Genomic DNA, 25,717 nt, shown 5'->3' with positions numbered 1-25,717 from the left:
TTTCATGAAAATAACCTATTAAACGCTAATTTATTAATCACTTAGAATTTGTATTAATAAAGGATTATTCCTAATGCGCGTTATATTCATAAGCTCCATAAATGGCTATTGTATGCCGCCTTTGCCGATTTTTTTTCAATAGAACATCAACCACCACGATTAAAATCCACTAGAATAAGCGACGCTTTTGCCTTGTGGCCTAATGACTAAATCTGTTGATGAAAGGACGCTCATGCCAGCACAACTGCGCAAATCCCGAAAATCTGTTTTGCTTTCTGTTTTTGTTCTGATTATTGCCATGATCTCAGTTCAAAGTGGTGCCTCGCTGGCTAAATCCTTGTTTGCTCAGGTTGGTGCGCCAGGCGTAACTGCTTTGCGTCTGGCATTGGGTACACTCATGTTGGCCCTCTTCTTTAAACCCTGGAGGCTGCGTTTTACAGCCGAACAACGCATCCCACTGTTGATATACGGTATTGCGCTGGGGGGAATGAACTACCTGTTTTATCTGTCTATTCGCACCGTCCCTTTGGGCATTGCCGTAGCACTGGAGTTCACCGGGCCCCTCACTGTTGCCCTGTTCTCTTCCCGGCGGGTAATTGACTTTGTGTGGGTAATTTTAGCCGTACTGGGCTTATGGTTTCTGTTACCGCTGGGCAAGAATGTTGCCGGTGTGGATTTGGTTGGCGCGCTCTGTGCTTTGGGCGCTGGTGCGTTTTGGGCACTGTATATACTCTTTGGTCACCGGGCTGGTGCCGATCATGGCCCGGCAACCGTGGCAATGGGTTCATTAATAGCCGCTATTGTCTTTGTGCCGCTGGGCATGTTTCAGGCCAGTGCCGGGTTATGGCACTGGGCAGTAATACCGCTGGGGTTGTGTATTGCGCTGTTATCAACCGCATTACCCTATTCCCTGGAAATGATTGCGCTAACCCGCTTGCCAACCCGTACATTCGGCACCTTAATGAGTATGGAACCTGCTCTGGCGGCCATTTCCGGGTTGATTTTTCTTGGTGAAACACTCACCTGGCCTCAGGGGTTAGCGTTAATTTCTATTATTGTTGCATCCGCAGGTTCCGCTATGACTTTGCGCCGTGATGCACAAATCCAGCGTGTTGAGATTAATTAATATTTACATTTAAATTTCGCTCGCCATTAAATAACCCGTTCACCCGGGTTATTTTTTACCAAAATGCAGTTTAATTCATAGCGATGTATTTATTTGGTAACACTGGCAACCCGTAAGAAAATATATTCATATAGAACATTCTGATAATCCCTCATCCCGACAATTCGCCACAAAAACATACAACACATTGATTATTAATCATAAAATAAAACAAGCATTGCTGTAGCTATTTAACTGATAGGCAGTGACAGAAATAACCTACCCCAATCAACTGCTATACTCAGTTGCGTAAGATATTTGGAACCTGACGAGAGAGGATATCAACAATGAGTACTGCAAAATTGGTTAAAATGAATGAAACCTCACTTCTGGATACGCGTAATGATGTCGCCGACAGTGATAAAAAAGCCACTATTGAATTACTTAACCGTCAGGTGATTCAGTTTATTGACCTGTCACTGATAACGAAACAGGCTCACTGGAATATGCGCGGCGCTAATTTTATTGCTGTACACGAAATGCTGGATGGTTTCAGAACGGCACTGACCGACCACCTGGATACGATGGCGGAAAGAGCAGTGCAGCTTGGCGGTGTTGCTTTGGGTACCACACAAGTTATTAATACCCAGACACCACTGAAAAGTTACCCGTTGGATATTCATTCAGTTCAGGATCACCTTAAAGAACTGGCAGACCGCTACGCGATTGTCGCGAACGATGTACGTAAAGCTATTACAGAAGCCAAAGACGAAGATACAGCGGATATTTTCACTGCTGCATCCCGTGATCTGGATAAATTCCTGTGGTTTATTGAATCCAACATCGATTAATTCTGCGCCGGCCATAACACTTAGTTACGCTGGCAGGCATAGCCATATGCACCATAAAAGCGCACGTAAGTGCGCTTTTTTTTGGCACCAGGTAAATAAGATAAATCTAATCAGTTGCAAATACGTAAAATACGGCTATTGTTTCAGCGAAATATGGTTCAAAAAACAGCACCGCACTAGCGGCTGATATTATGCACCATAATAAAGCCCCAACATAGTGCATTAATACCACCTTGCATCACTGTTTGTGCGATGTTACATATCAGTCATAAGCAAAAACAATATGTTGTAAATCTGGCACGATTTTTTCATGTTGCGCATGCTTTCGCAGGGGCTTGCCCCAAGGTTTAACTAAGGAAACGCTATGAAGTCTATTTTAAAAGTCTCACTGGCTGCACTTACCCTGGCCTTTGCTGTTTCTTCTTCGCACGCAGCAGAGAAAAAACTGATTGTGGCAACCGATACTGCATTTGTGCCATTTGAATTCAAACAAGGCGATAAATACGTTGGGTTTGATGTAGACCTGTGGGCCGCTATCGCTAAAGAAGCGAAACTGGATTACACACTGAAACCGATGGACTTCAGCGGGATTATCCCGGCACTGCAAACCAAAAACATCGATGTTGCCATGGCAGGTATTACCATCACTGACGAACGTAAAAAAGCGGTCGACTTCTCTGATGGCTACTACCACAGTGGCTTGCTGGTTATGGTAAAAGCCAACAATAACGATATCAAAAGCGTTAAAGATTTAGACGGCAAGATTGTTGCGGTGAAAAGTGGTACTGGCTCTGTTGATTATGCGAAAGCGCATATCAAAACCAAAGAGCTGCACCAGTTCCCGAATATCGACAACGCTTATATGGAACTGGGTACCAACCGTGCCGATGCAGTACTGCACGATACACCAAACATTCTGTACTTCATCAAAACCGCGGGTCATGGCCAGTTCAAAGCTGTAGGTGAATCGCTGGAAGCACAGGAATACGGTATCGCTTTCCCGAAAGGCAGCGATGCACTGCGTGACAAAGTTAACGCAGCACTGAAAACGCTGAAAGCTAACGGTACTTACAACGCGATTTACAAAAAATGGTTCGATACCGAACCTAAATAATTAAAAAAACAAAGCAGTCCCAGGGGCGCTCTTTTGTCGCCCCTGCTATTTTTAAAAAACACGGTAACAGGAACCCATCATGCAGTTTGACTGGAGCGCCATCTGGCCTGCCATCCCCGCCTTAATGGAAGGCGCAAGATTAACCTTATGGATCTCTGTCCTCGGGTTAATTGGTGGTTTAATCATTGGCCTGGCAGCGGGTTTTGCCCGTACTTACGGCGGTAAAATCGCTAACCTCATCGCACTGGTATTTATCGAAGTTATTCGCGGTACGCCAATTGTTGTGCAAGTCATGTTTATCTACTTTGCACTGCCAATGGCTTTCCCGGAAATACGTATCGATCCTCTGACAGCCGCTGTTGTCACGATTATGATCAACTCCGGTGCCTATATCGCAGAAATTACTCGTGGTGCAGTGTTGTCTATCCACAAAGGCTTTCGTGAAGCTGGCCTGGCATTAGGTTTATCCCGCAGGGAAACCATCCGTTATGTCATCATGCCACTGGCTTTGCGCCGTATGCTGCCACCGTTGGGTAACCAGTGGATCATCAGCATTAAAGATACGTCACTGTTTATTGTCATTGGGGTAGCCGAACTGACCCGTCAGGGCCAGGAGATTATCGCTGGTAACTTCCGGGCACTGGAAATCTGGAGTGCTGTAGCGGTTATTTATCTCATCATTACTCTTGTTTTAAGCTTTATCCTGCGTCGCTTTGAGAAAAGGATGAAAATCCTGTGATTGAATTTAAGAATGTTTCCAAGCACTTTGGTCAAACCCAGGTGCTGCACAATATTGATTTGAAAATTAACCAGGGTGAAGTGGTAGTCATCATCGGCCCTTCTGGTTCCGGTAAATCCACCTTGCTGCGTTGCATTAATAAACTGGAAGAGATAACCAGCGGTGATCTGTTCGTTGATGGGCTGAAGGTTAATGACCCCAAAGTAGACGAGCGCCTGATTCGCCAGGAAGCTGGGATGGTGTTCCAGCAGTTCTATCTGTTTCCGCAGTTGACTGCGCTGGAAAACGTCATGTTCGGCCCTACCCGTGTACGCGGGATGTCCAAACCTGAAGCCGAAGCACTGGCAAAAGACCTGCTGGCAAAAGTGGGGCTGGCTGAGCGTGCGAATCATTACCCGTCTGAACTGTCTGGCGGGCAGCAACAGCGTGTTGCCATTGCCCGTGCACTGGCAGTTAAACCGAAAATGATGCTGTTTGATGAACCCACCTCCGCGCTGGATCCTGAATTACGCCATGAAGTACTTAAAGTGATGCAGGACCTGGCAGAAGAAGGCATGACGATGGTTATCGTTACGCACGAAGTTGGGTTTGCAGAAAAAGTTGCTTCACGCCTGATCTTTATTGATAAAGGGCGTATTGCGGAAGACGGTGATCCACAAGCGCTTATCGAAAACCCACCAAGCCAACGTTTGCAAGAGTTCCTGCAACACGTTTCCTGATATAACCAGGAAGCCAAATGTTAGCAAAAGGGCGCAGCCAGTAATGGCCGCGCCCTTTGTTATTACCGCCCCATTACGGGTGGTTTATATCAGAAATAGCGGGTCAGGTTTAACAGGAAGCCTTTGTCCTGTGCGCCGTCCTCACGCCAGTGGAACGCATTTGCACCGATATCCAGGTTGCCCTGACGGTAGTTCGTGCCCGCCGTGGCCTGGCTGTTCACCCCGCCACCGCGCTTGCCGTCTTCCACCCGGAACTGCTGCCCCGATGCACCTGCCAGGCTTGCCGTGCGCCCCTGGCGGCTGAATGCCAGGTTCGGCCCCGCTTCCAGGTGGGCATGGGCACCCCAGCCACTTTCCCCTGCCCAGTTCACCCGCAGGCCCGTTACCGCATCCACCGCCGTTTCGGTGTAACGGCTCATGCTCAGGTTGAAATCACCTGCGCCGCGCTCCTGCATGCCGCCTGTCATCTGGTGGCGCACCGCCACCCCGGCGAACGGTTTCACACTCAGGCTGTCGCCCAGGTTCAGGGTTTTCGCCCCTTCACTGCGCAGCGCCAGTTGCTGAATGTGCACGTCACTGCGCGCACTGTTGCGCACCCCTTCAAAGCGGATGTCGCGGCGGCTGTCCAGCTGGTGGCGGTCGTAACGCAGGCTGTTGTGCCAGCCCAGACCGTCGCCCAGGCTCAGGTGGTGGCCCAGCCCGAAGAACTGGCTGTAACCGCCGGTCAGCCCGTTATCCCCGGCGCGGCTCATGGCGTTGCCGCCACTGCCGGAAAGCCGTGCCATGCCGTAGTGCGCTTCCAGCTCCCCAAAACCGCTGTCAAAGCGCTGGCCCACCGCCACCATGTCGTAGGTCACTTTGTTGGCCATTTCGGTCCGTTTGTCGCCTTTGGCCACCACGTTAAACGACAGGCCGCTGTCGGTGGCCACCGGGGATTCGGCCGCCAGCCGGGTGAAGCGCTGGCCCAGAATACGCGCTTCTTTGTTCAGGCCCGTGGCCTGGACACCGGACACCTGTTTCAGCGCCCGGTCCAGCTCGGCAGAGGTGGACACGTTCAGGCTGCTGTACAGGCTGTTGCTGGTGTAGCCGTTATCCAGCGCCGCTGCCACGCCCGCCACGCGCTGGTCACTGATGACCGCCACGTAGTCGTTTTTGGTCATGGTCACGTCCACGTTGCCGTCGGCGTTGTTATACCCCTGTGCGTTCCACACCACGGTCTGTGAACCGATGTTCTCTGCCCCGCTGATGCTGTTGCCGGTGAAGACATCGCTGAAGGTGACTTCCTTCGCTGCCGTGCCCGCCGTAAACCCGGCGCTGATGGTCACCGTGCTGTCGATATGCAGGTTGTTGCCCCCCAGTTTCCCCGCCGTGCCGTCTGCATTGGTGCCGATAACATAGTTGTTGACCAGGCTGGCGCCGTTTTCAGTGGGTGCGGTGGGCACTGTAGGTGGGTTGGGTGTGCTGATATCCGGGCCGGTGCCTACCGATGGCGCATCATGGTCATTACCTTCGGTGACCGGGGCAGTGCTGTCCGGGTGGAAAAGGAGCGTGTTTTCACCGTGAAGCAGCACATCGCCGAAGTTATACAGCGTTCCCTTCACGTTAAACGCCCAGGAATTGTCCGCCCAGAGGTTAATCACGCCACCGCTGTTGTTGTAGAACGTGGTGTTGTCCGCCGTGCCCATTATCCCGGTCAGCCCGGTGCCGTTGGCTTCCCCCCCGTTTTCCCGGCCAACGTTAATCACACCGTCATTGACCAGGACTCGGGGTAAGTCTGCGGAATCCCCCATATCCACGGCAACGGCATTATCACCCTGCACCGTGATTTCACCGGCGTTATAGAAGTGATACCCCCGCCCGGCAGACACCAGGGAACGGTTGATACCGGCATCCATCACCCCGCTTATCACGCCGCTTTCCGTGTTCGTCATCCATGTCTGGCTGGTGCAGGTGGTGCAGGCCGCCCGCATCGCAGAATACCCGTCAGTCGCGGTCAGCGTTCCGGCATTCACCATGGCCGGGGAACCATTCGTTGCGCTGACAGACATCAGCGCACTGGTGCCCGCGTTCTCTGCCGTGGCCTGCACCCCGTTATAAATATGCCCGCCTTCCCTGTTGTACAGGTTGGCATTTTTCATACCGGCATCCCCGGAAGTGCTCACCACCACCGTGCCGTTATTCACCAGGTTATAGCTGGCCCCCCCGCCACGCAGGGTGCCGTTCACCGTACCGTCATTTCGAAAATTGCTGCCGGTGACATGGACATTGCCGTTCAGGGTTCCACCTTCAAGGTTCACCCCCATGGACGTCACCTGCAGGTCGCCGGTCAGTTCACCGCCGTTCAGCAGGGTGCCAACCGTCAGGCTGCCGGCATTCAGGGTACCGGTGTTGTTCAGGCCCTCCGCCGTCAGGGTGGTGGCTGACAGCTCACCAGCGTTGTGCAGCCATCCGTAGGTAGAAAGCTGGCCGTCCACCACCAGAGTACCGGCGTTGTTCAGGTTTCCCGCAGTAAGGGCGGTGGCCGACAGGTTGCCAAAGTTGTGCAGCCAGATGTTGCTGCCAGGGAGTAATTCCAGCGCACCATCAAAGGTGGCATCGCCATAATTGGCGGTATCCTGAACAAGAAGCCAGGGCCGGGTCTCACCGCTCCAGCTACCGGTTTCCCCCTCTGCCGTCAGCACCGGGGTGGTGATAACGGCATAATCAGATTCACTGGTAGAGGCGCCCCAGTTCGGGTCGCCGTTATTTATCGGGCTGCCGTAAAAGTTCACCGTACCAAAGTTAAACACCTGACCGTTGCCTTCAGTGTAAAATGCCTGGCCCAGGTCAGTGTTAATGTTAATCACCCCGGTGGTGTCGTTAATGGCAATACCACTCCCGATGGCCGCCATGGCATACAGGCCATCTGTATTATCGTTATCCACCGTCAGGGTGATGGTCCCCTGGTTCAGGGCTGTACCGTCATTCGCCACCATCCCCATCCCGGCGTTATGCACCCGGATTTCACCACCGGCCGCATTCACTGCCTGTGCACCAGCAAAGTTCGCCAGCATCGCCGTGCCGCGGCGGAAGTTCTGCGCGGTCAGGTGCAGGCCGGTTTCGGTTAACAGGTTGCCGTCTTCATCCAGGTCGTTCGACATACTGTTCAGGGTTATCAGGCCGTTATTGACGGCCAGGCCGTTACGCCCCACAGACACACCGTGGGCCCCCTGGCCGCTGACCTGCACGGTACCGTCATTGATAAATGTGGAGTTAGTTCCCACCCCCACGCCGTACAGCCCTGTCCAGTAATTAATATATAGACCTGACGAATAACCACCAGTGGAACTTCGTGAATCCCGCACCGAGACAGCATCCAGCAGGCCGTCTGCATCGTTATGCATCAGTGATAAGTTGTCGATGCGTACCAACGAACTGGCAATATATTCTCCGTTGTCCTTATTTGGCCGGAAACGCAGTGTGCCGTTATTATACAGGCTGGAACCTCCGTCAAGACTTACTCCCCAGGTAAACCCCTGTTCGAAAGCCAGCTCACCGTGGTTATCCATCCGCGCACCATTCGTCAGAGAGAATATACTCAAGGCACCGAGAAACGCATTCGCATATGTTTTGTTGGCAGAGGTGTAGGTGAAAGCAAAATCCTTATCCAGGATTAACCGGTTGCCCGCCCCATTTATATCCACATAACGCATGGTACGGCTATCGGGCGTAGCGCCATCATGCAGATAACTGGACTCCCCGCTCAGTGTCACCGTGTTGCCGGTGCCGGTTACCTGCAGGCCGTAAAGATTATGCTGCCTTGAGGCCGACGAACCACCACCGTCTTCCGCCCGGTAGTCCACATTCAGGCCGCCGTTTATCAGAATATGGTTACCACTCCCCGACACCTGCACCCCGGTCTGGGTGGTACTGCCATGGGGCTGGGTGCTGACCAGGCCCTGGTAGCTAAGATTCACCGCACCGCTGATGGTCACCTGGTTGTTATCCCCCTGCACTGCCAGCCCGGTCTGGTCCGGCCGGGTTCCCGCCAGGGTCATGGCCACATCCGTCAGGTTCAGGTTGCCGCTGACCACCAGCGTGCCGTTATGCCCGGTGATTTTCACCCCGTCTGCCGCCTCACGCTGCTCACCGGCATCCACCGTAATGCTGCCGCCCAGGTTCACGTTAAAGCCGTCACCTTCCAGCGCCATCCCCAGGCCGTTGCCGGAAATATGCATGTCGCCCTGGTTGCTGAAATGCGCACCGGAGCCGGTCACCACCAGCCCGGTGCTGCCGTCACCCTGCACGGTGATATTGCCCTGGTTTTCCAGGGCGGCGTTGTTGCCATCCACCTGCACCCCGGTGGCCCCGCCGGTTACCCACAGGTCACCGCCCAGTTGTACATCGCTGTTGTCCCCGGTAATGGCGATCCCGGTGGAACCTTCGCCGCTGACATCAGTGTCCCCGGTATTGGTGACACTGGCGTTGTCGCCGCTAATCTGGGTGCCGGTGCCGCCGCCGGTCACGTTGTTGTTACCGTTGTTGCTGACAGTGGCACCGTTGCCGTTCACTTCCAGCCCCACCGAGCCTTCACCGCTGACACTGGTTTCCCCGGTGTTGGTGACACTGGCGTTATCACCGCTAATCCAGGTACCGGTGCCGCCACCGGCTACCGTGCTGTTGCCTTCGTTGCTGACGCTGGCGTTATCCCCGGTGACCACCGTGCCCGCCGAACCTTCGCCGCTGACACTGGTTTCCCCGGTGTTGGTGACACTGGCGTTGTCGCCGCTGATCTGGGTGCCGGTGCCGCCACCGGTTACCGTGCTGTTGCCTTCGTTGCTCACGGTGGCATTGTCGCCGTTCACGTTCACCCCGGTGCTGCCACCGCCCACGTTATTGTTGCCGTTGTTGGTGACAGTGGCATCGTTGCCGTTCACTTCCAGCCCCACCGAGCCTTCACCACTGGCATTGATGTCGCCCTCATTGGTGGTGCTGGTGTTGTTGCCGTCCACCACCGTGCCTTTACCGCCTTCGGTGACGTCCGTGTTGCCTTCCAGGGTGTTGTCGGTGTTGTTGCCGGTGACCAGGTTGCCGATTTCCCCGTCTCCGGCGCTGGTGTTACCTTCCAGGGTGTTTTCCTGGTTATCCCCGTCCAGCTGGTTGCCAATTTCCCACTCTTCGTAGTTGTTGCCGTCATCGCCTCCGTCACCACCTTCGTTACGGTCGCCGTCATCACTGCCACCGCCACTGCTGCCACTGCTGCCACCCGCCACAATGGCAATGGTGGCAGCCAGGGCAGCGGCACCGCCCCCGGCTAACAGGGTGGTCTGGTCGGTCATCCAGCCGGGCAGTTCACTGCCGGAAGCCTGTGCGGGGGTTTCCTCTTCGGGTAACTGGCACTGCTCCGGCAGGGCGGCCAGCTCTTCGCGGGTGAGCAGGCTCAGGTCTGCCGGGCATTCCACGGCGTCTGCAGGAACTGTGCCTGTAAGGGGTGGGGTTTGTGCCATCGCCTGGCCGTTCAGCGCCAGAGATATGCACACAGAAAGCGCACTCAGTGTTGCGGTTTTGTTTTTCATCAAACTGTCCTTAATTTGTGGGGCCGCGGGCCAAAAACCACAGCCGGGGAGACGCCCCGGCGTCTGATAATAGAAGCGACCAAAGCACGCAAAAAATTAAGGGGAGAAAGGTAAATAACGATCAATATTGAAAAATTGATCGCCATAAGTGATCGATCAATTTTAAGAGATTGATCGTTACGGGCGATCAGCACAAAAAAATAAAGAATAATTTCCTTATTTTTCAAATTTATAATTGAAAATAATTAATTTACCATTCAGACAAAATTTGAAAATATTAAAGAGTGAATATGCTGGCGGGTATATTAAATACGTGGGTTTTTATTACTGATGTAAGGCCAAACTCACCTGACGGTGATAATAACAAGGTAATACTGATGAAACTCAAAAGAAATAACGAATAAAACGGCGTAATGTGGGGCAGAACTGCCCCACGCTTTACCACTTTTATTTATGCCATTTGTTGGCCCAGGCCTGGCGTTCTTCCGGGGATAAATAGCTCCAGGCCACAAAGCGGCTCTGTTTTTGCCCCTGTGCCATAGCTTGCTTCACCACAATAGCCACACCCGCATCACGCAAGGCATGTTCAATACTGCGCATATGTTCCGCTTTAGAGACCAATGAAGTAAACCATAATACTTGCCGGGCAATATTACGGCTTTCGTCTACCATCTGGCGAATAAAAGCCAGTTCTCCTCCTTCGCACCATAGCTCATTGTGCTGCCCGCCAAAATTAAGTGCCGGAGTGGCATCTTTAAGCCCCAGGTTTTTGCGCTTGCGGGTATTACCTTCCTGAGCCGCCTGCGCTGATGCATGAAAAGGCGGGTTACATAGCGTGGCATCAAAACGGTCTGTTTTGGTAACCACCCCAGAAAAAATAGCGCCGGGTGTTTTTTGGCGACGCAAACGAATCCGGGTACTTAAGCCTGGGTTAGCCTGAATAATCTGTTGGGCATGGCTCAGCGCTTCTTTACTGGTATCTGTTCCGGTAAAACGCCAGCCATACTCATGCTGCCCAATCAGCGGGTAGATACAATTCGCCCCGGTACCAATATCCAGAAGACTGGCGGAGTGCGGTATACCCTGTTTACCTGTCTGAGCCAATAAATCAGCCAGATGGTGGATGTAATCGGCCCTGCCAGGCACTGGCGGGCACAAAAAACCCGCGGGAATATCCCAGTGCTGAATGCCGTAATCCGCCGCCAGCAATGCACGGTTAAGCATTTTAACCGCCTCGGGGTCAGCAAAATTAACCGTTTTTTCCCCGCGAGGTGAAAGTATTACTTTGCTCCCCAGTTCGGGTAAAGCCTGAATCAGGCGGTCAAAATCATAACGGCCCTGGTGGCGGTTACGCGGGTGCAACTGCGTTTTTTCAGCAATCTGTTTCATCCTGGCTCCTTGTGTCCGGGCGCGTAAGATACGCGTTCAGCATAACAAGGTAAAGTGCAAGCCATATACCTTGTGCTAGCCTGTTATCACCTGTTAACAAACTGGCCAGAAAAATGACTGCTGAAAGCTACTATTATGAGCCTGAACATGGGCATGGTTTGCCCCATAACCCACTGAACGCAATAATTGGCCCCCGGCCGATAGGCTGGATTTCATCGGTAAATGAACAAGGGGTGGCCAACCTTGCACCTTACAGCTTCTTTAACTGTTTCAATTACCAACCCCCAATCATTGGTTTTGCCAGTTCTGGTTGGAAACACAGTGTGGAGAATATCACCCGTACCGGGCACTTTGTTTGGAACCTGGTTACTCGCGAGCTTGCCAGCGCCATGAATGAAACATCCGCCTCGGTAGCTGCCGGTGTAGATGAATTCACCCTTGCCGGGTTAACTGCTGCACCTTCGCGCAGAGTACCCGTACCCCGAGTCAGCGAAAGCCCGGTTAATTTTGAATGCAAACTGACCCAGTGCATACAACTGACGAATGCCGCAGAAGAGAAGCTGAATACCTGGCTGGTGTTAGGGGAAGTGGTTGCGGTGCATATTGCCGCTCACCTGCTGGAAGAGGGTATTTACCAAACAGCAAAAGCGCATCCGGTTATGCGGGCCGGTGGCCCGAGTGCTTATTATGGTATTGATGAATCATTGAGATTTGATCTTATTCGGCCCGATGATCGCCAGTGATAAATTCGCCCGAATTGTTACATTCAATTTTTTTGAATAACTACAACAAGGTTTTTACCTGTTAATGCTTACCAAAAGGCTGCGATAATAGCTCCAACAGAGTAAGACAATACATATAAAGACGTACCTGCACGGAAACGCCTGTATTTAACAGGGGGTTTTCCACCATCGCTATTTGCGTACAGACGTTGTTGGGGCAGGCTCTTATGAGCCTGCCCCTAGTTATATGGGTGCCTGGCTCCGTGTATTACCCTATTGTTATTTGCCCTTATCTTTGCCTGAACATCAGGCCAACCACCGCCATGCTTCTACTGTTTTCCAGTAACCCGTATTGCTGGCCCAGAGCCTGTGCGGTGGCATTTTTACACGCCTTTAGCCCTGAATTGACTGCCTTACCCGTTGTAAACCCTCTTCCAGAGTAGCGACCTCTGTTGCCGCCAGTAAACAACATGCCAACTGAACCTGGATGGATTCAGGAACAGGTTCTTCTCCACGCAAGCAACGTGTTAGCCACTCAACTGTCAGTTGTGGGTCTTTACCTGAAGGGAAAACAGGTGCCGGGATGACTTCTGCCTGGCGTGCATAAACTACCTGCTCACCTTGTGCATTCACCCAGTTAATTTGCGGGCAACGCAACGGGTTAGCGTAAACCTCCCCTTCCGTTCCGTGCATAACCAGCGCCTGGCCACCTATTGTCTGGAAAAACTGGCTCACGCGGGATAAATATTCCGGGTGCGAGACACTCGAAAGCCGCAATGCAGCCCCTTCCGGGAACGGTGTTAGTAATTTTGCCAGGGTGTGGGCACTGTTACGTACCCCCATGCGCCAGCGCAGTGCCAGTTGCGTAGCCAGTGGCGGGCACAATGCACTGACCGGAATATAAACTGGTTTATCGCCTTCCAGCTCCGCCTGAGCCTGGCCACGGGAATGCACCGCTTCTATGCCCATCATGGAAAACAAGGTTTCAGTTATAACCCTTCCAGGGTCATCGCTCACACCATGAACCACAACCGGAAAGCCCAGCCGGGAAAGTAATAGTGCCAGAAGCGGTGTCAGGTTCGGTAACTTACGTGCGCCGTTATAGCTGGGAATAACAATGGGCAATGGCCGGTTTGCAGGGGCTGAAAGTTGCATTGTGTGCGCCCTGGTGGCCTGGTAAAAGCCCTGCATTTCGCTTTCGCCTTCGCCTTTCACACGCAAAGCAATTAATACCCCACCCAGTTCCAGGTCTGGTACATCGCCACGCAACATACCGGCATATAACGCCTGAGCGGTTTCTTGGTCCAGATCCCGGGCATGGTTTTTTCCCCGGCCAATTTCTTTGATAATTTTACGGTAATCCATGTTTTACTCTCTGCCTGGTTTTTCCAGCGCCTTGCGAGGTGAGCGCCTGCGTTTTTTTTCCGGTTTTTCCCGCTTTTCCGTCTTAGCAGAACGCGGGAGTTCAGGAAGTTCAGGCTGGCTGATAGGAAATACAGGTAACGCATCCAGCAGTCTTTTACCATAGTTTTTTGTCAGCAGGCGACGGTCATAAATCACGACTTCCCCCCAGCAGCTGTGGCTACGAATCAACCGGCCCACTTGCTGAATCAGCGTGAAGGAAGCACCGGGCAGGCTTTGCACATCGAAAGGGTAGCGTTTCAGGCTTTTCAACCACTCCCCTTCGGTAACCACTACCGGGCTGTCCACGGGAGGAAACGCGATTTTATGGATATGCACCTGGCTTAATAGTTCACCTTTCAAATCCAGGCCTTCGGCAAAAGACTGCAACCCCACCAGCACACTGGTTTCCCCCAGGCTTACCCGTTTACGGTGGAGTTCCACCAGCCGGTAACGGGGTTGATCCCCCTGGACCAGTAACACCAGGCGCAAGTCCTGCACTGCTTCAAGGAAAATATTCATGGCGCGACCGCTGGCAAATAACACCAGCATCCCTTTATGCTTGCCTGCCTTGAGTTGCTCACGGAAAAACGCCGCCATTTCAGCAATATGCTGGCGTTCTGTTGCTGGCTGTGGGTCGGTTTGCATTTGGGGAATAACAATGCGCCCCTGGTCAACATGGTTAAATGGGGAGTCCAGGGTAACAAAGGTATCCCCCCGCTTTTCATTCAACCCGGTGAGTTCCTGAATACGTGTATAACTGTTCAGTGAACGCAATGTGGCCGACGTCACCACAATATGGGGGATTTGCCGCCAGAGCAGGCGCTCAAGTTGGTCGCTGACACGGATCCCGACGCAATGAAAAAACAGGTGTGCCTGGCCATCCTGGAAAGTACGGGTAAACCATTTTGATACCGGTGCTCCAGAGGCTTTTTCCATAGCTGCCAGCCGCCACAATTTACTCTGAGCCTCAAAATGCCCAAAAGCCCGGTTGGTTTGCAGAATCAAGCGGTGCAACCGCACAATATCATGTTGCCCGGTACGTTCACTTAAATCATTCAGGAAGGATTCGGCAAGGCCACGCAGTGCATCTGTGAGTTTTGCCAGGCGCTCACAATGCGCCATGACATCTTCGGGCAAAACCCCCATGGGGAAACGGTAATCCCCCTCTTCTGTGGCAGGCAGCGCTAAATCAAACTGTGCAACCAGGCCAGCAAGATGTTCAGTGATTTCTTCACAATGGTTTGCCAGGCGCTCTGGTGTTGCCAGTGGCGGCACCGTTTTGGGGCGAAATTGTTCCACACAGGTATTGACCAGTTTGCAAAACAGATCCAGTTGCAAACGGCTCCAGCCCGGCGTGATTTCAGCACTCATTTCAAGTGCATCACGGGCGACCTCGGGTATATGGTGGCCTTCATCCAGCACTAATAGCAGATTGTCCGGCTCTGGTAACACGGATTCACTTTCCATTGCCGCCAGAACCAGCGCATGGTTCGCCACCACGACTTCCGCTTCACGAATTTCACGGCGGGCGACAAAAAATGGGCATTCCCGGTACCAACGGCAGTTGCTGCCAAGGCAACCAGCGCGGTCAGTGCTCAGGCGCGCCCACAAGCCGTCATCAATGACTTTATCCGTGTGGTCACGCAGGCCATCCCAACTGTAACTGTCGAGGTCTTTTTTTAATGCCGCACAGCGCTGTTGTTCCGCTTTATTTTTCGGCGTGAGGTCATCGTCAAGAAAGGCCAACAAGTCGCCCTGGTTGCTGTTATCACTGGCGAGCGCTTCCAGGTTACGCGGGCAAACATAACGCCCACGGCCGAATGCCGCGGTATAACGCAATTCAGGGATTATTTTGCTCAGAAGGGGGAGATCTTTACTGTAGATCTGATCCTGCAATGCGACGTTGGCAGTGCTGACCACCAGCGTTTTTTTTTCATCTCTGGCAAGGGCAATACCCGGAATCAGGTAGGAGAGCGTTTTACCTACACCGGTGGGCGCTTCAATAACCAAATGCCTGCCGCTATCACCCGCCAGATTTTTTGCCACTTCGGCAATCATATGCCGCTGGGGAGGCCGAGGGATAAAATCGGGAATTTGTTGTTGCAGCGCTTTGTACCATGCGGCTATTTGCGCCTTTTGTGCCGCTGATAAGGCCATTGCAGTTCCTGTACTGTATAAACAACCACTATTGTGGCATTTTTTCGTGGCTGGCTGAACTGCTTTTTAGAGCAAAATGGTTTACTGGAAGAGAGCCGGCAATTCCGTGAACCAGAATTGCCGGAAGCAGCCAACAGGCCGGAGATAACTTACTGTGGCAGACTATTACTGGCCGTTGCCACTCTCTTTTCTTGGCGGGCGTGGGCGGCGGGGTTTTGCCGGGCGGTTTGCTGGTTTGCCGTTGGCATTTTCAGGTTTAGCACCACGGTTTTCTGGCCGGGAGTTACGTTTCTTCGCCGGTGCTCCGGCTGAAGGGCGGCTACCACGCCCCTGCCCCGCACCACGGCGGCCACGCGACTGGCGGTCTTCCACCGGTTCGGCTTTAATTGATGGGTCTGGCTCATAGCCTTCAATCGCCATACGCGGTATTGGGCGTTTGAGTAACCGCTCAATGTCTTTTAACAGTTTGTGTTCGTCCACACACACTAATGACACTGCCTGCCCGGTTGCAGCAGCACGCCCGGTACGGCCAATACGGTGTACGTAGTCTTCCGGTACGTTCGGCAGTTCGTAGTTAACGACATAAGGCAGTGATTCAATATCAATCCCGCGTGCGGCAATGTCTGTTGCCACCAGCGCACGTATTGCGCCGGATTTAAAATCAGCCAGTGCACGGGTGCGCGCCCCCTGGCTTTTATTACCATGAATAGCCGCAGCGCTGATGCCGTCTTTATTCAGTTGTTCCGCAAGGTGGTTGGCACCGTATTTTGTACGGGTAAAAATCAGTACCTGCTGCCAGTTATCTTTACCAATCAGGTGAGACAACAATTCACGCTTACGTTTTTTATCCACCAGATGCACATATTGTGTTACCTGCTCTGAAGGCGCATTACGGCGTGCAACTTCAATCACTTCTGGGTTTTTAAGTAGCCCGGAAGCAAGATGTTTAATGTCATCGGAGAAGGTTGCAGAGAACAGCAAGTTCTGGCGTTTCGACGGTAATTTTGCCAGCACACGGCGAATATCATGGATAAAGCCCATATCCAGCATGCGGTCTGCTTCGTCGAGCACCAACACTTCAACTTTGTCCAGGCTGACAGCATTCTGATGCACCAGGTCCAGCAAGCGCCCCGGTGTGGCAACCAGAATGTCGACACCGCCGCGTAGCTTCATCATTTGCGGGTTGATACTGACGCCGCCGTATACCACCAGTGAACGTAGTTTCAGGTGGCTGCTGTAGGCACGCACATTTTCCCAAACCTGAGCCGCCAGTTCCCGGGTAGGGGTCAGAATCAGGGCTCGTACCGGGCGTTTGCCACTAAGCGTGTGCGGAGACTGGGATAATTTTTGCAGTAATGGCAGGGTAAACCCGGCGGTTTTCCCGGTGCCAGTTTGTGCACTAGCCATTAAATCGCGCCCGGCAAGCACTGCCGGGATCGCTTGTTGTTGAATTGGGGTTGGCTCGCTATAACCCTGTTCAGCTACTGCCTGTAAAATTGCCGGATTTAACCCGAGTGATTCAAAAGACATAACAACTCCTCACTCACCCTGCCCGCAGTTTACGGCGTAGTTCCAGGGATCGTCGTTTTCGTGGCAAGGGGGTTCCCTTAGCCAAACAACAGTGACACAACCACAGTGTCATGAAGCGGCGGAGTGTAGCAGCTTTTCCTTCGTGCTGCATAAATTCCCGCGAACAGAAATATCTACAAAATAAAAAGCTGCCAGTAGCCGGATACCAAAAGATGACATAAACTTAATCAAATGATTGATTAAGTTTTAAAGAGTCTGGTGATGAACACAACGAATACGCCCGTCACCTCCAGGGGTGAACTTGCTAAAAACCAATTAATTACTGCCGCAATTGCCCAGTTTGGTGAATTTGGTTTGCATGCAACCACTCGCGATATTGCCACACAGGCAGACCAAAATATTGCTGCCATTACTTACTATTTTGGTTCTAAAGAAGAGCTGTATATGGCCTGTGCGCAGTGGATAGCGGATTTTATCAGTCATAATTTTCGGCCACATGTTGCTTCTGCTGTGCAATTACTTTCCCAGGAGCAACCCGATAAATCAGCCGTGCGCGAGTTAATTCACCTGGCCTGTGGCCATATGTGCAAATTGCTGACCTCAGATGAAACGCTTAATCTGAGTAAGTTTATTTCCCGTGAACAACTTTCCCCTACCTCCGCTTATACCCTGATTCACGACCAGGTTATCTCGCCGATGCACGATCATCTGTGTGCATTAATTGCCAGTTACTGTGGCCGCGACCCGCTGGATACCGACACTATTTTGCACACCCATGCTTTATTGGGCGAAATCCTCGCCTTTCGCCTTGGGCGCGAAACAATTTTACTGCGCATGGGCTGGACACAATTTGATAATCAAAAAGTTGGGCTGATTAGCAACGTTATTGCATCGCATATTGATTTCATTTTATACGGACTGTCTCAACACTGAGGAACGCTGGCATGAAACACCGCAAGCCACTGATAGCCGCTGTGATTTTATTTGTTCTGATTGTGGCAGGTGCCGGAGTCTGGTGGTATCAGCAACACCAGGATGACACTCTGACACTTTACGGCAATGTTGATATTCGTACTGTTAACATGAGTTTTCGGGTTGGTGGGCGGCTTGAAGAACTGAATGTCGATGAAGGTGATAAAATCTCTGCCGGTGAAACACTCGGTATGCTGGATAAAAAGCCTTACAGCATCGCACTGGCGCAGGCTAAGGCCAACGAAGATGCCGCACAGGCAAAATATGACCTGGTGATGGCAGGCTACCGCAGTGAAGAAATCGCCCAGGCGGCAGCCGCAGTGAAACAGGCGCAGGCCGCAGCCCAGTATGCCACACGTTATTACCAGCGCCAGCAGGCGCTGTGGCAACAACGGGTCAACTCCGCCGATGATTTAGCCAATGCACGCTCAGCAAGTATTCAAGCGCAGGCCAACCTGAAAGCCGCTGAAGATAAACTTAGCCAGTACAAGGCTGGTAACCGCCCACAGGAAATTGCTGAGGCTAAAGCGAGCCTGGAGCAAGCCCAGGCGGCCCTTGCACAGGCACAACTGGATTTAAACGACACGGTACTCACCGCGCCCTCAGATGGCACGCTGCTGACACGCGCAGTAGAACCCGGCACGATGTTAAGTGCGGGTAGCACTGTTCTGACATTGTCATTAACCCGCCCGGTTTGGGTGCGCGCTTATGTTGATGAGAAAAACCTGGGGCAAGCAGTGCCTGGGCGCAATGTGCTGATTTATATTGATGGCCGCCCTGGGAACCCGTGGAAGGGCAAAATTGGTTTCGTTTCACCCACTGCAGAATTCACCCCGAAAACAGTAGAAACCCCCGACTTGAGAACTGACCTTGTGTACCGGTTACGTATTATTGTCACCCACCCCGACGATACATTACGCCAGGGGATGCCTGTTACCATTCGGTTTGAGGGAGAGCAGTAATGAGCCAGGCGGCGACAATCAGGTTGGAGAACGTCGTCAAATGTTTTCGGGGGCTCGACCGCCCCGCCGTTGCCAGCCTGAATACGGAAATTACCGCAGGTGCCGTCACCGGCCTGGTCGGGCCCGATGGTGCAGGTAAAACCACGCTGATGCGCATGCTTGCCGGGTTACTGACCCCGAGCGAGGGAAGGATTGAGGTGCTGGGCCTTGATCCCATTCGTGACGATACACAGTTGCACAGCATGTTGGGCTATATGCCACAAAAATTTGGCCTGTACGAAGATTTAACGGTGATGGAAAACCTGAATTTGTACGCCGATTTACGCAGTGTTCGTGGTGAACAACGCCAACAGGTATTTAACCAGTTACTTGAATTTACTGATCTTGGGCCATTTACCAAACGCCTTGCAGGTAAACTTTCTGGTGGTATGAAACAAAAATTGGGGCTGGCCTGCACCCTGGTTGGCCAGCCCAGCGTGCTGTTGCTGGATGAACCCGGTGTGGGTGTTGACCCTATTTCTCGGCGTGAATTGTGGCGTATGGTGCATGAGCTGGCTAATGACGGCATGCTGATTTTATGGAGCACTTCCTACCTGGATGAAGCGGAACAATGCCGGGAAGTGTTGTTAATGAATGAAGGTGAACGGCTGTACCAGGGCACGCCAGATGCTCTGACCCAACAAATCGCCGGGCGCACCTGGCTTGTTACCAGCCCAGAGGGGAAAAATCGCCCGCTGCTTCAACAAGCACTGCGCCAGCCTTGCGTAAGCGACGGAATGATTCAGGGCCACTCGGTTCGCCTGATTGTCAATACACCCTCAGCTATTCCTGAACTCGCCAACACATTATCGTTACCTGAAACGTGCTTTCGGGAAACTCAGCCACGTTTTGAAGATGCCTTTATTGACCTGCTAGGTGGCACCAAAACGCGGGAATCCCCGCTGGGCGCTATTTTGCACCAGGTGCAAGGCAGTAAAGGAGAAACCGTGATTGAGGCCCGCAACCTGACCAAGAAGTTTGGTGATTTTGCCGCAACTGACCACGTTGACTTCGCGGTAAAACGTGGCGAAATATTCGGCTTATTAGGGCCGAATGGTGCCGGAAAATCCACAACATTTAAAATGATGTGTGGGTTGCTGGTCCCTACCGATGGCCAGGCGTTAGTGCTCAATATGGATTTAAAAACCAGTTCAGGCAAAGCCCGCCAGCACCTGGGATATATGGCACAGAAATTCTCGCTGTATGGCAACCTGACCGTTACCCAGAACCTGCGTTTTTTTGCCGGGATCTACGGTTTACGCGGCGCACGCCAGCAAGAAAAGATCCAGCGCATGACCGATGCATTCAACTTGCAGGCAGTCGCAAATCAGGCAACCGATGCCCTGCCCCTTGGATTTAAACAACGCCTTGCCCTGGCTTGTTCATTAATGCATGAGCCGGACATTCTGTTTCTGGATGAACCGACATCCGGTGTTGACCCCCTCACCCGCCGCGAATTCTGGCTGCACATTAACAGCATGGTGGAACGTGGTGTCACCGTGATGGTCACAACTCACTTTATGGATGAAGCCGAATATTGTGACCGTATCGGGCTGGTTTATCGTGGGAAATTAATTGCCAGTGGTTCCCCGGATGCGCTTAAAGCCAGCGCCGCCAGTGATGAAATGCCCGACCCAACCATGGAGCAGGCATTTATTCAACTGATTCACCAATGGGATAAGGAGCATGCCAGTGTCCACCCATAGCATCCTTGCCTGGCATCGCGTGAGAGCGCTGTGCATTAAAGAAACCCGCCAGATTATTCGCGACCCGAGTAGTTGGTTGATTGCGGTAGTTATCCCGCTCATGCTGCTGTTTATCTTCGGCTATGGCATTAACCTGGATTCCAGCCGCTTGCATGTGGGCGTATTGCTGGAGCAACAAAGTGAAGAGGCGCTATCTTTTGCGCATACAGTTAGTGCTTCGCCTTTTATTGCCCCAACAATAAGCGATAACCGCCAGCATTTAATTGACCTGATGCAGGCCGGGAAAATACGCGGCATCATTACCATTCCAGTGAATTTTGCCGCACAAATGGCTCGCGCTGGCGATACGGCTCCCATTCAGGTGATAACGGATGGCAGCGAACCCAATACGGCCAATTTTGTGCAGGCTTATGCCCAGGGTATCTGGCAAATTTGGCAACAGCAACGCGCCGAAGACCGTGGTGAAACCTTCGAACCCCTGATTGATGTACAAACCCGTTACTGGTTCAACCCGGCCGCTATCAGCCGCCATTTTATTATTCCTGGCGCGATTACTATTATCATGACGGTTATTGGCGCAATTCTCACTTCACTGGTGATTGCCCGTGAATGGGAACGCGGCACCATGGAAGCGTTATTGTCCACCGAAGTCACTCGCACTGAATTACTGTTGTGTAAGCTGGTTCCTTATTACTTTCTCGGTATGCTGGCTATGTTGCTGTGTATGCTGGTTTCGGTGTTTATTCTGGGTGTTCCCTGGCGCGGGTCACTGCTGATTTTGTTTCTTATTACCAGCCTGTTTTTGCTGAGCACTCTGGGTATGGGCCTGCTGATTTCCACGCTGACACGTAACCAGTTTAATGCCGCGCAGGTTGCGCTGAACGCGGCTTTTTTGCCATCGATTATGTTGTCTGGTTTTATATTCCAGATAGACAGCATGCCTGCCATTATTCGTGCCGTGACGTACATTATTCCTGCCCGCTATTTTGTCAGCACGCTGCAAACACTGTTTCTGGCGGGTAATATTGCTTCGGTATTGGTGGTCAATGTGCTGTTTTTAATTGCTTCAGCAGTCGTGTTTATTGGGCTGACATTGTTGAAAACCAGCCGCCGGCTCGACAGGGAGTAACACATTATGCTGCATCGCTTGTGGACGCTTATCCGTAAAGAGTTACAGTCGTTATTAAGAGAGCCGCAAACCCGTGCAATCCTGATAATGCCGGTTATTCTCCAGGTTGTACTCTTTCCGTTTGCCGCGACACTCGAAGTCACCAATGCAACTGTCGCTATTTATAATGAAGATAACGGCAAACACTCGGTTGAACTGACTCAGCGTATTGCGCAGGCAAAAGCGTTTTCCCATATTCTGCTACTCAACAACCCACAGCAAATTCGTGATGTGATTGATAACCAGCGGGCGCTGTTAGTGGTACGTTTCCCGCCCACATTTTCCCGTAATCTGGACCAATTAACCCCCGCACAAGTGCAGTTACTGCTGGACGGGCGCAATTCAAACAGTGCGCAAATTGCGGCCCGTTATGTGCAACAGATAATTAATGATTACCAGCAATCGCTGCTTAACGGGCAGAAACAGAACAACAGTGAACTGGTGATACGTAACTGGTATAACCCGAACCTGGACTACAAGTGGTTTGTTGTTCCTTCGCTGATTGCCATGATTACTACCATAGGCGTGATGATTGTGACGTCACTGTCGGTTGCCCGCGAACGCGAGCAAGGCACACTGGACCAATTGCTGGTTTCACCGCTTGCTACCTGGCAGATTTTTGTTGGCAAAGCGGTACCAGCATTAATTGTCGCCTGTTTTCAGGCATCAATTGTACTGGGCGTGGGGATATGGGCTTACCAGATCCCCTTTGCCGGTTCTCTGCTGCTGTTTTATTTCACTATGCTGGTTTATGGGTTATCACTGGTGGGGTTCGGCTTGCTGATTTCGTCGCTGTGTTCAACCCAGCAGCAGGCGTTTATTGGCGTGTTTGTATTTATGATGCCGGCAATCTTGCTTTCCGGGTATGTTTCCCCGGTAGAGAATATGCCTGTATGGTTGCAAGACCTGACGTGGGTAAACCCGATTCGGCATTTCACCGATATCACCAAAGAGATTTACCTGAAGGATGCGGATTTCAGTATTGTGTGGCAAAGCTTATGGCCGTTATTAGTTATAACGGCCATAACCGGTTCAGCGGCGTACGCTATGTTTCGCAGAAAAATCGCCTGACCGGTGCCGTTTGCTGTCTTTCGCCAGCAACGACACAACTGCAGGCCCGGCGAGGATAACCACGCCGGCAAGCACCAGCACCAGATGGCTCTGAAAAACACGGGATAACAGCCACAGGCCAATTAACGCCGTACCAAAATACCATGTGGTGGTGAGCTCTTCGAGAAAATCACCCAACTCCCTTAACCAACCATCGTGAAAACGCTGTAAAGCCAGCATCATCACTAAAGTCAGGGTGTATAACAGACACAGACCAATGCCAACCTGAACCAGGGACTTACTCATCCAGCCGGAAACCAGCACAGCTATAACCAGCAAATGCAGCATAATTTGCCAGCAACTCAGGCCTGTTGCGACACGAAGTCGTTGTTGCCATTTCATGTCTTCTCTCCTGATGGATTTTTTGACTACTAATCAGAGTACCGCACTTTACGGAAAATTCCGTATCCCGCCAGTTTTTTGTGACAAACACTACACTTTATTTGCACACAGAAACAAAACAAGGAGGAAACTGGCGTTATGCCTTCACATACAATTATCAAAATACTAACAATTAACACACATAAAGGATTTACTGCTTTTAACCGCCGTTTTTCTCTGCCAGCTCTGCGTGATGCTTTGCGTGCAACACTTGCGGACGTTGTTTGCTTGCAGGAAGTCAGTGGTGAACACCAAACATTGTCCAGGGCAATTCCGGGCTGGCCAACGACCAGCCACTATGAATATTTAGCCGATACAGTGTGGCGCGATTATGCCTATGGGCGCAATGCGGTTTATCCGGAAGGTCACCACGGGAATGCAGTTTTATCCCGTTTTCCTATTGAATACAGCGAAAACATTGATGTATCCATTGAAGGGCATGAACAACGGGGCTTGTTGTATTGCCGAATCGCATTACCAGGGCAAGCCGGGCCGCTGCATGTTATTTGTGTTCATCTTGGGCTTAAAGAGGCCCATCGCCAGGCGCAACTGAATAAGCTATGGGAAGTTATTCGCCAACTCCCCGAGAATGCGCCACTGGTTGTAGCCGGCGATTTTAATGACTGGCGACAACGGCTCCACCCGCGCCTGCACGGGTGTGATGGCATGGAGGAAGTATTCAGCCGTGAGTTTGGAAAACCCGCTCGCACATTCCCGGTATGGCAGCCTTTGTTGCGCCTGGACAGAATTTATGTACGCCACGTGCAACAGTGCCAACCTTTGCCCTTCTCTTCGCGCCCATGGCGTGGGTTGTCAGATCACGCACCGTTAGCTGTGGAGATTAGTCTGTGAAAACAACATGGCGCAGCGGTAATCAAATTACGTTACTGGAGAATGGCGATGCCTATTATCCGGCAGTATTCGATGCCATAAATCAGGCGAAAAAGCAGGTACTACTGGAAACGTTCATCTGGTTTGACGATGACGTGGGCCAGGCATTGCACCAGGTTTTACTGGCAGCCGCACAACGTGGTGTGCAGGTAGAAGTATTGATGGATGGCTATGGCTCCCCGGACCTGAGTGAGACGTTTATCAGCACACTGACTCAGGCGGGCGTGGTTGTACGTTATTACGACCCGTCACCACTGTTTCTTGGGATGCGAACCAATCTGTTCCGCCGCATGCATCGGAAAATAGTGGTGATTGACGGCGAACTGGCATTTGTTGGCGGTATTAATTACTCCGCAGAGCATCTCACCAACTATGGTCCGGAAGCTAAACAGGATTATGCCGTTGCCATTCGCGGCCCGGTGGTCAGCGATATTCAGCAATTTGTTATTGATAACCTGCCGGAAAGTACCCGAACACGTCGCTGGCGCTGGCGGCGGTACAGAGCACAAGACCAAAACCAGGCTGGGGAAGCACAGGCACTGTTTATTTGGCGGGATAACAACCACCACCCCGATGATATTGAGCGTTATTATTTGCGTATGCTGGCACGGGCACGCCGTGAGGTGATTATCGCCAATGCTTATTTCTTCCCAGGGTACCGGCTGCTACACGCCATGCGTAACGCAGCACGCCGTGGTGTCAGTGTTAAATTGATTTTGCAAGGTGAGCCAGACATTCCGGTGGTAAAGACTGCAGCCCGCCTGCTCTACCCTTACCTGCTTAAAGCCGGTGTCCATATTTATGAATACCAGCAACGCCCGCTGCACGGCAAAGTGGCGGTGATGGACAGCCACTGGGCAACCGTGGGTTCCAGTAACCTTGACCCGCTGAGTTTATCACTGAATCTTGAAGCCAACCTGGTGATTCACGACCGTGAATTCAACCAGACATTGCGCGACAACCTGATGAAACTGATAAGCCACAGCACAGAGCAGACACAAGCCGACCGTGTGTTGCTGCCCGGCCCACGCTGGTGGGGGCTGACCTGTAGTGTTCTTGCCTTCCACTTTGTGCGGCATTTCCCGGCCATGGTGGGCTGGTTACCCGCGCATACGCCACGTATTACCCGCGTCCCACCGCCAGTTCAACCCGAGCTTGAGCAACAGGACCAACATGTCACCACGGACTCAGGAGGACAATAGC

At 52.1% G+C, this 25,717-nt stretch carries 19 protein-coding genes; 13 read left to right on the top strand and 6 right to left on the bottom strand.

What is annotated here, in order from left to right; genetic code table 11:
* The first annotated feature begins 232 nt into the window (after nucleotides 1-232).
* The 5 genes from rhtA to glnQ all read left to right on the top strand — a co-directional run bounded on the left by rhtA (nucleotide 233) and on the right by glnQ (nucleotide 4,528).
* Nucleotides 233-1,126 carry a threonine/homoserine exporter RhtA gene (gene rhtA / locus LC084_RS03460; protein ID WP_226569374.1) on the top strand — a complete coding sequence of 298 codons (894 nt, stop codon included), beginning with the start codon at nucleotides 233-235 and terminating at the stop codon, nucleotides 1,124-1,126.
* Between the two features lie 326 nt (nucleotides 1,127-1,452).
* Nucleotides 1,453-1,956 (top strand): DNA starvation/stationary phase protection protein Dps, encoded by a 504-nt coding sequence (dps, locus tag LC084_RS03455; RefSeq protein ID WP_226569372.1) that lies wholly within the window; start codon nucleotides 1,453-1,455, stop codon nucleotides 1,954-1,956.
* A 364-nt stretch (nucleotides 1,957-2,320) separates the two neighbouring features.
* On the top strand, nucleotides 2,321-3,070 hold the full coding sequence (glnH, locus tag LC084_RS03450) for a glutamine ABC transporter substrate-binding protein GlnH (RefSeq protein WP_226569370.1): 750 nt from the start codon (nucleotides 2,321-2,323) through the stop codon (nucleotides 3,068-3,070).
* A gap of 79 nt (nucleotides 3,071-3,149) precedes the next feature.
* Nucleotides 3,150-3,809: a glutamine ABC transporter permease GlnP gene (gene glnP, locus LC084_RS03445; RefSeq protein WP_036107532.1), complete on the top strand. Its 660-nt coding sequence runs from the start codon at nucleotides 3,150-3,152 to the stop codon at nucleotides 3,807-3,809.
* Nucleotides 3,806-4,528, top strand: coding sequence for a glutamine ABC transporter ATP-binding protein GlnQ (gene glnQ, locus LC084_RS03440; RefSeq protein ID WP_226569368.1), 723 nt, complete (start codon nucleotides 3,806-3,808; stop codon nucleotides 4,526-4,528). The genes glnP and glnQ overlap by 4 nt, the downstream gene beginning before the upstream one ends.
* A gap of 89 nt (nucleotides 4,529-4,617) precedes the next feature.
* Here glnQ and LC084_RS03435 read toward each other — a convergent pair whose 3' ends face one another.
* Together LC084_RS03435 and rlmF are read right to left on the bottom strand one after the other, a co-directional pair.
* A complete protein-coding gene (locus LC084_RS03435) occupies nucleotides 4,618-10,083 on the bottom strand; it encodes an autotransporter outer membrane beta-barrel domain-containing protein (protein ID WP_226569366.1) in 5,466 nt (1,821 codons plus the stop codon).
* A gap of 447 nt (nucleotides 10,084-10,530) precedes the next feature.
* Complete coding sequence (rlmF, locus tag LC084_RS03430; RefSeq protein ID WP_226569364.1) at nucleotides 10,531-11,472, bottom strand: 23S rRNA (adenine(1618)-N(6))-methyltransferase RlmF; 942 nt, start codon at nucleotides 11,470-11,472, stop codon at nucleotides 10,531-10,533.
* A 113-nt stretch (nucleotides 11,473-11,585) separates the two neighbouring features.
* Between rlmF and LC084_RS03425 the strand changes: the two genes are divergently transcribed.
* Nucleotides 11,586-12,215 carry a flavin reductase family protein gene (locus tag LC084_RS03425; RefSeq protein WP_226569362.1) on the top strand — a complete coding sequence of 210 codons (630 nt, stop codon included), beginning with the start codon at nucleotides 11,586-11,588 and terminating at the stop codon, nucleotides 12,213-12,215.
* Between the two features lie 372 nt (nucleotides 12,216-12,587).
* Here LC084_RS03425 and ybiB read toward each other — a convergent pair whose 3' ends face one another.
* The 3 genes from ybiB to rhlE all read right to left on the bottom strand — a co-directional run bounded on the left by ybiB (nucleotide 12,588) and on the right by rhlE (nucleotide 17,285).
* Nucleotides 12,588-13,559 carry a DNA-binding protein YbiB gene (gene ybiB, locus LC084_RS03420; protein WP_226569360.1) on the bottom strand — a complete coding sequence of 324 codons (972 nt, stop codon included), beginning with the start codon at nucleotides 13,557-13,559 and terminating at the stop codon, nucleotides 12,588-12,590.
* A 3-nt stretch (nucleotides 13,560-13,562) separates the two neighbouring features.
* Nucleotides 13,563-15,755, bottom strand: coding sequence for an ATP-dependent DNA helicase DinG (dinG, locus tag LC084_RS03415; protein ID WP_226569358.1), 2,193 nt, complete (start codon nucleotides 15,753-15,755; stop codon nucleotides 13,563-13,565).
* A gap of 165 nt (nucleotides 15,756-15,920) precedes the next feature.
* A complete protein-coding gene (gene rhlE, locus LC084_RS03410; protein ID WP_226569356.1) occupies nucleotides 15,921-17,285 on the bottom strand; it encodes an ATP-dependent RNA helicase RhlE in 1,365 nt (454 codons plus the stop codon).
* Between the two features lie 261 nt (nucleotides 17,286-17,546).
* On the opposite strand from rhlE, the gene cecR reads away from it, so the two are divergent.
* Genes cecR through LC084_RS03385 form a run of 5 tightly spaced genes read left to right on the top strand, consistent with a single transcriptional unit; the run spans nucleotide 17,547 to nucleotide 23,203 of the window.
* A complete protein-coding gene (gene cecR, locus LC084_RS03405) occupies nucleotides 17,547-18,218 on the top strand; it encodes a transcriptional regulator CecR (protein WP_226569354.1) in 672 nt (223 codons plus the stop codon).
* An 11-nt stretch (nucleotides 18,219-18,229) separates the two neighbouring features.
* The gene (hlyD, locus tag LC084_RS03400; protein ID WP_226569352.1) at nucleotides 18,230-19,219 is read left to right on the top strand and encodes a secretion protein HlyD; all 990 of its coding nucleotides are present in this window, start codon (nucleotides 18,230-18,232) and stop codon (nucleotides 19,217-19,219) included.
* A complete protein-coding gene (locus LC084_RS03395) occupies nucleotides 19,219-20,964 on the top strand; it encodes an ATP-binding cassette domain-containing protein (protein WP_226569351.1) in 1,746 nt (581 codons plus the stop codon). Before hlyD ends, LC084_RS03395 begins: the two co-directional genes overlap by 1 nt.
* Nucleotides 20,951-22,093: an ABC transporter permease gene (locus tag LC084_RS03390; protein ID WP_404808320.1), complete on the top strand. Its 1,143-nt coding sequence runs from the start codon at nucleotides 20,951-20,953 to the stop codon at nucleotides 22,091-22,093. Before LC084_RS03395 ends, LC084_RS03390 begins: the two co-directional genes overlap by 14 nt.
* A gap of 6 nt (nucleotides 22,094-22,099) precedes the next feature.
* Nucleotides 22,100-23,203 carry an ABC transporter permease gene (locus LC084_RS03385; RefSeq protein WP_226569347.1) on the top strand — a complete coding sequence of 368 codons (1,104 nt, stop codon included), beginning with the start codon at nucleotides 22,100-22,102 and terminating at the stop codon, nucleotides 23,201-23,203.
* Here LC084_RS03385 and LC084_RS03380 read toward each other — a convergent pair.
* Nucleotides 23,165-23,584: a YbhQ family protein gene (locus LC084_RS03380; RefSeq protein ID WP_226569345.1), complete on the bottom strand. Its 420-nt coding sequence runs from the start codon at nucleotides 23,582-23,584 to the stop codon at nucleotides 23,165-23,167. The two genes, LC084_RS03385 and LC084_RS03380, sit on opposite strands and share 39 nt — an antisense overlap.
* A gap of 138 nt (nucleotides 23,585-23,722) precedes the next feature.
* Between LC084_RS03380 and LC084_RS03375 the strand changes: the two genes are divergently transcribed.
* Both LC084_RS03375 and clsB read left to right on the top strand, forming a co-directional pair.
* The gene (locus tag LC084_RS03375; RefSeq protein WP_226569343.1) at nucleotides 23,723-24,475 is read left to right on the top strand and encodes an endonuclease/exonuclease/phosphatase family protein; all 753 of its coding nucleotides are present in this window, start codon (nucleotides 23,723-23,725) and stop codon (nucleotides 24,473-24,475) included.
* Nucleotides 24,472-25,716 carry a cardiolipin synthase ClsB gene (gene clsB, locus LC084_RS03370; RefSeq protein ID WP_226569341.1) on the top strand — a complete coding sequence of 415 codons (1,245 nt, stop codon included), beginning with the start codon at nucleotides 24,472-24,474 and terminating at the stop codon, nucleotides 25,714-25,716. The genes LC084_RS03375 and clsB overlap by 4 nt, the downstream gene beginning before the upstream one ends.
* The last annotated feature ends 1 nt before the right edge of the window (nucleotide 25,717 follow it).

The sequence above is a fragment of the Mangrovibacter yixingensis genome (assembly GCF_020523985.1).
In the GTDB taxonomy this organism is placed as follows: domain Bacteria; phylum Pseudomonadota; class Gammaproteobacteria; order Enterobacterales; family Enterobacteriaceae; genus Mangrovibacter; species Mangrovibacter yixingensis.
Note: the sequence above shows the minus strand (reverse complement) of the source record. Positions and strands in the feature narration are given on the sequence as shown.

Bases quoted from the DNA above. Each gene is read 5' to 3' on its own strand.
- rhtA (WP_226569374.1), top strand. From the start codon at position 233: ATGCCAGCACAACTGCGCAAATCCCGAAAATCTGTTTTGCTTTCTGTT.
- dps (WP_226569372.1), top strand. From the start codon at position 1,453: ATGAGTACTGCAAAATTGGTTAAAATGAATGAAACCTCACTTCTGGAT.
- glnH (WP_226569370.1), top strand. From the start codon at position 2,321: ATGAAGTCTATTTTAAAAGTCTCACTGGCTGCACTTACCCTGGCCTTT.
- glnP (WP_036107532.1), top strand. From the start codon at position 3,150: ATGCAGTTTGACTGGAGCGCCATCTGGCCTGCCATCCCCGCCTTAATG.
- LC084_RS03435 (WP_226569366.1), bottom strand. From the start codon at position 10,083: ATGAAAAACAAAACCGCAACACTGAGTGCGCTTTCTGTGTGCATATCT.
- rlmF (WP_226569364.1), bottom strand. From the start codon at position 11,472: ATGAAACAGATTGCTGAAAAAACGCAGTTGCACCCGCGTAACCGCCAC.
- LC084_RS03425 (WP_226569362.1), top strand. From the start codon at position 11,586: ATGACTGCTGAAAGCTACTATTATGAGCCTGAACATGGGCATGGTTTG.
- ybiB (WP_226569360.1), bottom strand. From the start codon at position 13,559: ATGGATTACCGTAAAATTATCAAAGAAATTGGCCGGGGAAAAAACCAT.
- dinG (WP_226569358.1), bottom strand. From the start codon at position 15,755: ATGGCCTTATCAGCGGCACAAAAGGCGCAAATAGCCGCATGGTACAAA.
- rhlE (WP_226569356.1), bottom strand. From the start codon at position 17,285: ATGTCTTTTGAATCACTCGGGTTAAATCCGGCAATTTTACAGGCAGTA.
- cecR (WP_226569354.1), top strand. From the start codon at position 17,547: ATGAACACAACGAATACGCCCGTCACCTCCAGGGGTGAACTTGCTAAA.
- hlyD (WP_226569352.1), top strand. From the start codon at position 18,230: ATGAAACACCGCAAGCCACTGATAGCCGCTGTGATTTTATTTGTTCTG.
- LC084_RS03395 (WP_226569351.1), top strand. From the start codon at position 19,219: ATGAGCCAGGCGGCGACAATCAGGTTGGAGAACGTCGTCAAATGTTTT.
- LC084_RS03385 (WP_226569347.1), top strand. From the start codon at position 22,100: ATGCTGCATCGCTTGTGGACGCTTATCCGTAAAGAGTTACAGTCGTTA.
- LC084_RS03380 (WP_226569345.1), bottom strand. From the start codon at position 23,584: ATGAAATGGCAACAACGACTTCGTGTCGCAACAGGCCTGAGTTGCTGG.
- LC084_RS03375 (WP_226569343.1), top strand. From the start codon at position 23,723: ATGCCTTCACATACAATTATCAAAATACTAACAATTAACACACATAAA.